The sequence below is a fragment of the Caldalkalibacillus thermarum genome, from assembly GCF_014644735.1.
GTDB lineage: Bacteria > Bacillota > Bacilli > Caldalkalibacillales > Caldalkalibacillaceae > Caldalkalibacillus > Caldalkalibacillus thermarum.
Genome location: NZ_BMKZ01000065.1, coordinates 1 through 10,686 on the forward strand (window position 1 = coordinate 1; position 10,686 = coordinate 10,686).

11 protein-coding genes are annotated in these 10,686 nt (G+C 46.4%); 2 read left to right on the top strand and 9 right to left on the bottom strand.

The window, feature by feature from the left end:
• Positions 1-22 precede the first annotated feature (22 nt).
• From IEW48_RS15600 to IEW48_RS15630, 7 genes are all read right to left on the bottom strand, one after another.
• Positions 23-1,261 (bottom strand): YifB family Mg chelatase-like AAA ATPase, encoded by a 1,239-nt coding sequence (locus tag IEW48_RS15600; RefSeq protein WP_188624568.1) that lies wholly within the window; start codon positions 1,259-1,261, stop codon positions 23-25.
• A gap of 42 nt (positions 1,262-1,303) precedes the next feature.
• Complete coding sequence (locus tag IEW48_RS15605) at positions 1,304-1,666, bottom strand: YraN family protein (protein ID WP_188624569.1); 363 nt, start codon at positions 1,664-1,666, stop codon at positions 1,304-1,306.
• Positions 1,659-2,453, bottom strand: a complete 795-nt coding sequence (gene rnhB, locus IEW48_RS15610) for a ribonuclease HII (RefSeq protein WP_188624570.1) — start codon at positions 2,451-2,453, stop codon at positions 1,659-1,661. Before rnhB ends, IEW48_RS15605 begins: the two co-directional genes overlap by 8 nt.
• Positions 2,454-2,490: 37 nt before the next feature.
• Positions 2,491-3,399 (bottom strand): RluA family pseudouridine synthase, encoded by a 909-nt coding sequence (locus IEW48_RS15615; RefSeq protein ID WP_188624571.1) that lies wholly within the window; start codon positions 3,397-3,399, stop codon positions 2,491-2,493.
• Positions 3,400-3,480: 81 nt separating this feature from the next.
• Complete coding sequence (gene lspA / locus IEW48_RS15620) at positions 3,481-3,954, bottom strand: signal peptidase II (RefSeq protein WP_188624572.1); 474 nt, start codon at positions 3,952-3,954, stop codon at positions 3,481-3,483.
• 219 nt (positions 3,955-4,173) lie between these two features.
• Positions 4,174-5,049, bottom strand: coding sequence for a MurR/RpiR family transcriptional regulator (locus IEW48_RS15625; RefSeq protein ID WP_188624573.1), 876 nt, complete (start codon positions 5,047-5,049; stop codon positions 4,174-4,176).
• Positions 5,050-5,138: 89 nt separating this feature from the next.
• Positions 5,139-6,545, bottom strand: a complete 1,407-nt coding sequence (locus tag IEW48_RS15630; RefSeq protein WP_188624574.1) for an aspartate aminotransferase family protein — start codon at positions 6,543-6,545, stop codon at positions 5,139-5,141.
• A gap of 415 nt (positions 6,546-6,960) precedes the next feature.
• On the opposite strand from IEW48_RS15630, the gene IEW48_RS15635 reads away from it, so the two are divergent.
• Both IEW48_RS15635 and IEW48_RS15640 read left to right on the top strand, forming a co-directional pair.
• Entirely contained in the window at positions 6,961-7,986 is a 1,026-nt protein-coding gene (locus IEW48_RS15635) for a TAXI family TRAP transporter solute-binding subunit (protein WP_188624575.1), read from the top strand.
• A gap of 99 nt (positions 7,987-8,085) precedes the next feature.
• Entirely contained in the window at positions 8,086-10,068 is a 1,983-nt protein-coding gene (locus IEW48_RS15640) for a TRAP transporter permease (RefSeq protein WP_188624576.1), read from the top strand.
• A gap of 140 nt (positions 10,069-10,208) precedes the next feature.
• Here the strand turns inward: IEW48_RS15640 and IEW48_RS15645 are convergent, their stop codons facing one another.
• Together IEW48_RS15645 and IEW48_RS17245 are read right to left on the bottom strand one after the other, a co-directional pair.
• Entirely contained in the window at positions 10,209-10,337 is a 129-nt protein-coding gene (locus IEW48_RS15645) for an FbpB family small basic protein (protein ID WP_007505666.1), read from the bottom strand.
• 149 nt (positions 10,338-10,486) lie between these two features.
• The coding region (locus IEW48_RS17245; RefSeq protein ID WP_229704090.1) for a hypothetical protein at positions 10,487-10,686 on the bottom strand (200 nt) is incomplete at its 5' end.

The window sequence follows — 10,686 nt, forward strand, 5'->3', positions numbered from 1 at the left end:
AAGGAGATTATCCAGACCATTGTCAAGGATATTGTTGTGCATACAATAAAAACACCCGGTAAACATAGAGATAAAGCAAATGTCCAGATAAACTATGTGTTTTCCATAGGTCAGGACTACACGGACATGGATTAAGAGCAATCACTAGCAGGAAAGAAGATGGAAAAATATACCTATGATGCTGGCGCGTGATGGTCACATGGCGCATTTCCAATGGCTCGCGCAAAGCCTCAATGACCGAACGTTTAAATTCCAAAAACTCATCCAGAAACAGCACACCGTGGTGAGCGAGACTAATCTCTCCAGGTTTAACAGGATTACCCCCGCCTAGCATACCTGCCACTGTGATGGTGTGATGGGGGGCTCTAAACAAACGGACGTTCCTCCGGTATGTGTCGCTGTCCCATATACCAGCCACACTGTGCACTTTGGCCATCTCCGTCCACTCTTCCTCTGTCAGCGGAGGCAAAATAGAAATCAAGCGTCGGGCCAGCATCGTTTTTCCGCTTCCCGGAGGCCCCACCATCATCATATGGTGGAAACCTGCCGCGGCAATTTCACAGGCACGTTTAACATGCTCTTGTCCTACAATGTCCTCAAACAATTCCGTATGAGCTTTGGGTTGCTCCCTATCATTGTTATCCCGCTTTTCGCTCATTCTTATGACCCGGGAGCAGCCAGCGGCCTTTTCTCCCTTATGATCAGGGGACTTTTCATCGGGTTTACCCCAACTTTCAGGCCTCAAGCAAATTTGTACCAATTGCTTCAGACTCTTGATCAAGATAGGGCGTATCCCCTCCAACGACTGGGCTTCAGCTGCATTGGCCACAGGTAAAAAAACATAACTGAAGCCTTCTTGTTTGGCCGCTAACAACAACGGATAAATGCCCTCGCTTTTTCTTGTGGTACCATCCAGGGCTAGTTCACCTATAAATAGCAGCCGTGAAAATTGGTTGCTCACTTTTTTGGGCACGCTCACTTGTCCGTCAGCAATCAAGATGGCCAAGGCCATAGCCAGGTCAAAAAAAGAACCTTCTTTGCGCACATGGGCCGGTGCCAGATTGACCGTGATCCGCTTGGTTGGAAACTGGTAGCCGCTGTTACGGATGGCGGATCGAACCCTTTCCTTAGATTCTTTCAGGGCTGTTCCCGGCAGACCGACAATGTCAAACTGGGGCAATCCGGGGGCAATGTCTACCTCAACTTCTACAATTTGTCCCTCAATACCTGACAAATGGGCTCCATACAACTTGACATACATCACCAAATCCCCTCAACCTTGGCAAAATTCCGCCTTTTTAGTTTAAAAAGCGTGCGGGTAACGCCTGACCCACGCTTGCTTCTGCTTCGTGTCAATATATACGGTGACCACGTCATATTGCGCATGAATCTCTGTCATGTTGCGCTGCAGGAGGAAAAGTTGGCTTACTTTCTGGATGGTAGCTTTTTTTCTGGGGGTAATCGACTCTTCGGCCGTTCCATACGCAGCGCTGCTCTTGGTGCGCACTTCAACAAAATAGAGACATTCTCCTTTTTTAAAGATCAGATCAATTTCCCCTGTGCGACAGCGAAAGTTGCGTTCTACTAATTCAAATCCAGCCGCACAGTAACGTTTTTCCACCAATTTTTCACCATAACTGCCCAGCCATTTGCGCCACTCACTCATGAACAATATCCTCCAAGCTTAATTGGCCGTTAATAAAGCTGCGCCGGTGTAATGGTGTTAATCCATAGGTATGTATCGCTTGCCAATGCTCTTTCGTTCCGTAACCCTTGTGGCGTTCAAAGCCATATTGTGGATAGCGCTTGGCCATTTCTGACATCCATCTGTCGCGCTCGACTTTGGCCAGAATAGAGGCAGCAGCAATGGAGGCTGAGCGGGCGTCTCCTTTCACAAGCGAACGCTGGCTGATCTGAAGCGGGATCGCCATGGCATCTAGTAACACATAGTCCGGTTTGTGAGCCAATCCTTGAACAGCCATAACCATGGCTTTTTTGCTGGCCTGATACACATTAATGCGGTCAATCTCTTCGGCATCCACGAAGGCCACGTGATAAGCAACCGCCTTTGCTTTAATTTCTTTGGCCAGCTCTTCCCGCAAAGCTGCACTCAGTTGTTTGGAATCATTAAGCTCCTCAAGGCTTATTTGTTCAGGCAAAATAACCGCTGCCGCTACCACCGGGCCAGCCAAAGGACCCCGGCCAGCCTCATCTACACCGGCAATGGCGGTATAGCCTTGCTCCCTTAACTTCTGCTCCAAGGATATCAACCGCTCCCAGCGGGCTTGTTTTACCTGTTTGGCCTCTTCCTGGCGCAGCCACCGGCTGACCAGCTGCCGGACACCTTTGCGCTGATCCTGTTCTAAAAAAGGTAAGGCGGCTTCAACTTCCCGCCTCTCGGCCTGATAAATCCATTCCCTTATCTGGGTGACCGTCATTTTGGATGTGTCCATCCGCTTCTTCCTTTCCGATTTCTTCCTTTCCAAACCATTACTCTAAGGTTTTAATGATCTCTTCCATATCCTCGGGCAACGGGGAATCAAAGATCATCTGCCGGCCAGTTGCAGGATGTTCAAAACCAAGGACCTTGGCGTGTAAAGCTTGTCCCTTAATGGGAAGGGTTTTGGCCGGACCGTAAACAGGATCACCGGCCAAAGGATGACCGATATACTTCAGATGAACCCGGATTTGGTGAGTCCGGCCTGTCTCGAGTTGGCATTCGATCAAGGTGTAACGGTTGAAACGCTTAATCACTTGAAAGTGTGTTACCGCCGGCTTACCTCCGGACACCACGGCCATTTGCTGCCGGTTGTGAGGATTGCGCCCAATGGGAGCATTAATCGTGCCAGAGTTGTGCCCCACTTGCCCGTGTACTAAGGCTACATATTTGCGAATCACACGATGCTCGCTTAATTGCTTGGCCAAGGAAAGGTGGGCCCGGTCATTTTTGGCCACCATTAACAAACCGGAGGTATCTTTATCGATCCGATGCACAATACCCGGCCGCAAAATCCCATTAATGCCAGATAAATTCTGGCAATGGGCCAGCAACCCATTAACCAGTGTGCCGCTGTAATGGCCCGGTGCAGGATGCACCACAAGTCCCCGCGGCTTGTTCACGACCAGGACATCCTCATCTTCATAAACAATGTCCAAATCCATCTGTTCTGGTTCTATGCTCAATTCACGCGGCGGGGGGACCCGCAACACCACATAGTCGTTTTCGCTCAACTTATAGTTCGCTTTAACGGGGCGGCCATTAACGGTCACACGTCCTTCTTTAATCCAGTTTTGAATCTGTGTCCGTGACCACTGCTCACATTCTTCTGCCAAAAATTTATCGATGCGCATCTCAATCGGATCATCATAAATCCAATCAAAGATCTGTTCCTTCGACATTGTTCACCGTTCCTTTGCCATGAACCATGTTCAAACCCTGGGTGTGTCCACACTCAAGTACCGTCTTGATTTTATGGCTGTTTATTCATTTTTATTCTGTTTAGTCTCTCTCAAGGTGTCTATTAGCATCAGGGCGACACCAATGACTAACGCACTGTCCGCCACATTAAAAATAGGATAATCATAGAAAAAGGTGCCGATGGTAATTTTGACATCTAAAAAGTCCACCACTTCTCCTGTCAACAAACGGTCGATAAAGTTGCCCAGGGCCCCGCCCAGAATAAGTGCTAGAGATAAGGATAAGAGTTTTTTCTGATCTTTAACCTTAATGAGATAATAAATGAGGCCTATGATCACCACAGTGGTCATCACAATGAAAAAAAGACGCTGGTTAGGCAAAATACCGAAAGCAGCACCGGGATTGCGATGGGAGGTCAAATAAAAAACGTTCTCAATAAGTGGAATCGATTGACCGATATCCATATAATGGACAACCAGCCATTTGGTCACTTGATCTACAGCCAGGACCACGAGTGCAATGAAAAAATAGATCATTTTCTTCCTCCATTTCCCTCTCAGTCTTCTCAAATTTTAACATATCCTCGGCCGTCAAAACAATCACACCTAAAAACCCCTTGAAATTAATAACCCCGGTTATAAGAAACCGGGATTTCAAGGGGCAAAGAGTCCTTCGCTTTTCACAGCTTGTGGTCTGGCATTGATGCATGTCTGACCATTTGTATTGGCAAGGTTAATTTTAAACGGCCCTAGGTATTATGATTCGTCGGTAATTGAATGATGGAAGACATGAAAACTTTCCCATAAGTCTTCCAATTCTTCCAGCCGCTTTTCCACTTTTTCTTTTTCGATACGTGTCACCGCGGTAATCAAGGCATTAATAATGCTGAGCGGTGCTACAAAAGAGTTAATAAAGGAATTAATGTCACTGGCTGCGGTGAGACGTATGTCCGAGTAGGGCATTAAAGGGGACAACATGTGATCCGTTAAACACATGGTTTTAGCCCCTTTTTCTTTGGCATATTTCATGACTTCAACCGTTCGCTTGGTGTAACGGGCAAATCCCATGCCTATAACCAGGTCTTTGTCTGTAATACCCAGTAAATGTTCCGAGATGCCATCTGCTTGAACAATCAGTTCAGTGTTTTGCAGAACCAGATCAAGATAAAACTCCAGAAAAGTGCCTAAACTTACTGCACTGCGGTAAGCGATGATATAAATATTTTCAGCTTCAATGATGGCTTTAACCCCTTTGTCAAACTCTTCTTTATCAATCTGCTGTAAAGTGGCCTGAAGATTGGCAATATCATCATGCAAAATCTCATGGACCACGCTTTTTCTCTTATCCCGGTTAGCTGCACTGGTCATTTGCAAACGTTCCACGGTGGTCCACTGGCGTTTCAAGGCTTCCTGCAAGTGGCGCTGCATGTCAGGGTAACCTTGGTAACCAAGGAAAACCGCAAAGCGAACCACCGTCGCCTCTCCTACGCCAGATAATTGGGCCATCTTGCTGGCAGTAAGGAAAGGAGCAGAATCTGGATGATTAATGATAAATTGGGCAATTTTCTGTTGTGACTTGCTCATCTGATCCATTTTATCCATGATCCGTTCGTAAATATCTGATTTATACAAATCAGATCGTCCCTTCCATCATTTTTACGCATCGGGACCATGAACAGTGACAAGAACTCCACAAGTAAATTGGGATGGTGCAGGAAGTGTCAGTCTTGGACCAGCGAACCTCTCGCCACCAGCAAGCGCTTGACTGCCGCTTCATAAGCATCAATCGTTTGCTGTATTTCACGATCACCATGGGCCAATGATAATGAATAACGGTTCAAAGGCTTAGTGTAAATCCCTAACGTTAAAAGATGATAGTCCAGCTCCCTCCTGAGGGAAAGATTTGCATTTTGCAGATCGCGGTAGTTCGTGATTTTTTCAGCGGTCATGACCACGTTAAAGATGGTCCCCATGCCCAACGTCTGCGCAGGAACTTGATAATATTTTAACACATTTTCCAAACCGCGTCTAAGCTTTTCAGTGGTTCTGACAATGGTTTCAAAATTGTCTTGGTCCTCCAGCACATCCAGTGTGGCCAGGCCGGCAGCCAAAACCGACGGATGTCCGTTATAGGTCCCGCTGTGGAAGAGAACGTCCTTCTTCTTCGAGGTGACATTCATTTCAAACACATCTTTTTTGCCGTGCGGAGAGGCGACTTCCATAATCTCTTTTTTCCCACCGACAGCCCCAATCGGGAATCCTCCGCCGAGCACTTTGCCTAGAGCCGTCAGATCAGGAGTCACGCCGTAAACAGACTGGGCCCCGCCGAGGGCGACCCGGAAGCAGGTTTTCACTTCATCAAAGATCAACAGGATGCCCAGTTCTTCTGTTAACTTGCGCAAGCCGCGCATAAACGCTTCAGTGGCTGGAATAAAACCAGCTTGTACAGGTTCCACGACAACGGCGGCCAGTTGATCAGCCTGCTCTTTTAAGATGGCAGCACAGGCCTCAAGATCATTAAATGGCAAAATCACCGTATGCTCTTGATAGTAAGGATCCACTCCTGCTGAATCGGGCACAGCAACAGGTCTGTCGGCCGGGCCTGCTTGTTCAAGCGGCGGATTGATGCTTAAGAGCACTTGGTCATAGCCTCCATGATAATGCCCTTCAAATTTGGCAATTTTCGGTTTGCCCGTGTAAGCATGGGCCACACGAATAGCCAGTAATGTTGCTTCTGTACCTGAGTTGGTGTAACGGACCTGCTCTATCCCTGGATACAACTTGATGAGCCGTTTGGCCATCTCCATCTCCAATTCATGGGGTGTTCCATAAATAGTGGTGCCTTTGGTTACCATCTGTCTGATGACCGCATTCATCACTTTTTGGTGGCCATGCCCCAGAATCAATGCCCCGTAAGCCAGCAAGTAATCCACATACTCGTTGCCATCAACATCTTTCAACCTTGCCCCTTCCGCTGCTTCCATAATAATAGGATAAGGCTCAAAATATTTTATATTGGCTGTCACACCGCCCGGCATCACTTTCTGGGCCTCTTTAAACAGTTCAAATGATTTTTGTGTCCTGCTTTTCAACAATTGAAGTGGATCTTGATGGGTTACAATCGCCATCGCTTTTCCTCCCCCGTATCTATCCAGTTCATATCATTCACGTTTATAAATTTGTGAAGGAATATTTCCTTCTTTTATTTTATTATATGAAATTTTTCTTTCATATTACACCCTTTTTAAGAAAAAAGCAATAAAAAATTAATTGAGTGTACAAATTAAAAAAAATGTATGGTATGATGGTGGTGGTTTACTGGAAAAGCTACTTTATCATGACGATGTTACAGGCAATGAGACATGAGTAACTACATAAGAAATAGTTTAAGGACAAAATTTATTTATAAGAATTTATTTTAGGATAATAAAAATAATAAATAGAGGGAATTGCTCCTTTAATGTTTCAGGATGCTCTTGACCTGTCATCCTGAAATAGTAAAGGGGTTAAAATAAAACTAAACCAAAGGGGGAATTCAGCTGTATGTTGAACAGAAAGTTTGGTTTACTGGTTTTGCTTTTGGCTCTGGCCTTAGTGATGACCGCCTGCGGAACTGCCCAGGACGATGGCCAGGAGCCTGAAGATGAAACGAATGGCGATACGGCTCAAGAGGCACCCCAAGAAGGTATTGGCGGATTTTATGTAATGGGAACCGGCAGCACCGGGGGCACTTACTATCCGTTAGGACAAGAAATGGTGAATGTGTGGAACAACCATATTGATGCCAACTTTGATGCCGTTGCTTCCGGGGCATCGGTAGAAAACCTGTCCAAAATTGGAACGGGGGAGTTTGACCTGGGGATGACAGTGCATATCCCTGCTCTAGAAGCGTACAATGGTGAAGGCGATTTTGCCGACGGCGCTGTAACCAACTTTGCTTTTATCGGTCACATCTATCCTGAAGTGCTCCAAATTGTGGTGCGTGAAGCAAGCGGCATTGAAAGCATTGAGGATCTGCGAGGCAAACGGGTAGCAATTGGACCTCCGGGAAGCGGAACGCAAGCAGCTGCAAAATTAGTTTTGGAAGCTTATGGTATTGGCGATGGCGACTATGAGGCTTTTGAAGAAGGATTCGGTGATGCCAGAGACCGTCTTCAAGACGGAACCATTGACGCCTCCTTCGGCTTGCTTGGCTTGCCTAACGCCGGTATTGAGGAATTGCAAGCCTCTGCTGGGGATGTCAAGCTCTTAGAAATCTCACCGGAAGCCCTGGAATACATTGAGGCAAACAGCGGCTATGAGGCATATACGATCCCGGCTGGAACCTACAACTGGATTAACGAAGACGTGACGGTTGTTTCCGCCTATGCTATCCTGGTGGCCAATACGGACACCGTTAATGACGACCTTGCTTATGAGTTGGCACGGGTCATGATTGAGCATGCTGATGAAAATACTCATCCTCAATCTGACCACACAACACTTGACAATGCCCTGCTTGGTTCCGAGGGCTTGCCAATTCACCCGGGGGCTGAGAGATACTATCGTGAACAGGGCATTTTAGATTAAAGGGCAGATCCGAGACACGCAACCAGAATTAATGGGGCCAGGCACAGTGTGTTTGGCCCCTTAATTGGCTTATCTAAGCAAAGGTGGTGACTTTCATCCATGACCGAACAAAATGCCAGTCAAACACAAGATTTACCACAAGCTGACACCCTTTTGGAAAAATACGACCGGGAAAGTGCCTACCGGAAAAAATTAGGTAAATGGGCTTGGGTTGTCTCCTTTTTAGCCATTTCACTCACATTGTTCCATCTTTATACGGCATCATTTGGCATACTGCGCTCACAGATGCAAGGTGCCATTCATTTGGGAACCGCTTTGGGATTGATCTTTCTCCTCTATCCGGCCAAGAAAGGCTTGCAGCATAAACAAAAAGGGGTTCCATGGTACGATGTGATCTTAGCCTTTACTGCCCTTTTTGTCGGCTATTATTTTGCCTTCTTTCTGAGTGAATTAACGGTGCGCATCCCTAGGGGCAATGCAACAGAACTGGATATCATTGTGGCTACGCTTGGCGTGGTGTTGGTACTGGAAGCCACTCGCCGTTGTGTGGGTTTGCCGATCGTCATCATTGCAACATTGTTTATTATATATGCTCTGTTCGGCCAGCAGATGCCTTTCTTCCCCCATCGCGGTTTTACGTGGGAAAATTTGGCCACCCGCTTGTATTTCAGTACGGAAGCCATTTTTGGTACACCCATTCAAGTATCCTCTAAGTTTATCTTTCTTTTTCTCTTTTTTGGCGTATTGCTGATCAAAACGGGAATCGGCCAGTTCTTTAATGACCTGGCTTTTGCTCTGACGGGCCGTTTTACAGGTGGCACAGCCAAAGCAGCTGTAGCAGCCAGTGCCTTGCAAGGAACAGTGACCGGTAGTTCTGTGGCGAATACGGTAAGTTCTGGGTCCTTTACCATCCCATTGATGAAGAAATCGGGATTTAAACCAGAGTTTGCAGCGGCTGCAGAGGCTTCTGCCTCAACAGGCGGCCAGTTGATGCCCCCGATTATGGGCGCCGCTGCCTTCTTATTGGCAGAGTATACCCGTACCCCGTACAGCCAGGTGATGCTGGCGGCCTTAATTCCGGCCTTGCTCTATTTCAGCGGTGTGTTTATGGGGGTGCACTTCGAGTCCAAAAAGCTAGGCATCAAGGGCTTGCCTAAGGAAAAACTGCCTGATATTAAAGAAGTGGTCTTGCGCCGCGGTTACATGATTTTACCCTTGGTGCTGATCTTTAGCACGTTATTAATGGGTTTCTCACCTATTCGTGCTGCACTGGTGGGTATCACCACTGCCTTTGTGCTCAGTTTCTTCAGAAAGGAAACACGCTTTTCATTTAAAGACATCCTGGAGACACTGGAGCAAGGGGCGCGTGTTGCTTTGCCCGTCATCGCCGCATGTGCCACTGCTGGTATTATTGCGGGGATTGTGGTTATTACAGGCTTAGGCGGTAAACTGGCCGGCGGCATTATCAATTTATCCGGCGGAATTCTGCTGCTGACCCTGGTCTATACTATGCTTGCTTGCATTCTGCTGGGCATGGGGTTGCCAACCACGGCTAACTATGTCGTCACCGCTTCCATTGCGGCACCCGCTATTGTCACTCATCCGGAATTTGCGGTTCCTGTGCTTGCCGCACACATGTTTGTTTTCTACTTTGGCATTGTGGCAGACATTACACCCCCTGTTTGTTTGGCTGCCTACGCAGGTTCGGGCATTGCCCGCTCTAACCCGTTTATGACCGGCGTCACCGCGGTCAAATTAGCAGTAGCGGCCTATATCATTCCTTACATTTTTGTTTTTAATCCCCAACTTATATTGATCGATTATACTCCCCTTTCTTTAGCTATTGCGGTCATCACTGCCCTGTTGGGGATGGTAGGGATCAGCAGCTCAGTAATGGGCTTTTTCATCCGCCACTCCCGCTTATGGGAACGCATTGTTTTGTTTACTGGGGGCCTGTTGCTCATCTCACCCAACAAATTGGTAGACCTGGCTGGTTTGGCGCTTCTCGCCTTGATTTGGTTTATCCAGAAACAACGGCCTGACGATTCTGATTTTCAACATCAGCCAGTTGAAACCAATTAAGCCTGAGTAAGGACTGTCTAATAGAAAACCGACAATATAAAAAGAGTAGGTGGGACTTCTCCCTGCCTACTCTTTTTATGTGCGTACACATATTTTAGTGTTACATTTTGAGAAATGGTTCACATTATTGGGCAACATGATCACAGGTTTTTAACATGCTTTTCTTCCAAGCGCTTTTCGATTTTTTCAAGCTCTTTTTTATCATTTAAGAGCATGTCTTTGTTCTCTTTAATCAGCTCTTCTAAGGTAATTTTTCTTGTACGACGCATGTGTATCACCTCTTTTTTTATTTTTTTATTTTAAGTCAGAATTTACTGTAGTAATATGTTACCCATTTCACTTATTATTTTACCTTATTTTCTTAGTTTGTAACCATTATAATTGTTACATTTGTATGACAATTAATCGCAAAAAGGGACTAAGCGCCTAAACCGACGCTTAGTCCCTTTTTATTATAACAAAACTTATTGGTAAAGTCCAGCTTTTTTAAGTGTTGTTCGTCTGTGATATTGTCATATTGTAACGCGTCAGTGAAAATGTCACTATGGGACAGGAGAAGATTACAATGAGCAAAAAAGAACTGATGCGTTACAAGGTCGTTAGTCGGTGGATTGATGG